The sequence below is a fragment of the Tritonibacter sp. SIMBA_163 genome (assembly GCF_046535935.1).
In the GTDB taxonomy this organism is placed as follows: domain Bacteria; phylum Pseudomonadota; class Alphaproteobacteria; order Rhodobacterales; family Rhodobacteraceae; genus Epibacterium; species Epibacterium scottomollicae.
On record NZ_JAWJBP010000817.1, the window covers coordinates 1 to 255 of the forward strand.

At 70.6% G+C, this 255-nt stretch carries 1 protein-coding gene; it reads left to right on the forward strand.

The window, feature by feature from the left end; translation table 11 throughout:
• Positions 1-255: hypothetical protein (locus tag R0J92_RS24595; protein WP_411053611.1), on the forward strand; the 255-nt coding region annotated here is incomplete at both ends.

The window sequence follows — 255 nt, forward strand, 5'->3', positions numbered from 1 at the left end:
GGGCGCGTGCGGATGCTCTACCGCGCCGCCGGCCACGACGAGAAGCACCTGGTCTACTTCGGCATGGCCGGCAGCGACGACGGATACCGCTTCGAGCGAACCTCGACCGAGCCGATCTTCGGCCCCAGCGTCGACGGCTTCGACGCGGGCTGCGTGGAGGATCCCCGTGTCGTGAAGGTCGGCGAGTTCTACTACATCAGCTACGCCGTCCGCGCCCAGCCGCCCGGGCAGTACTGGCTCGGCGACGCCGCCCCC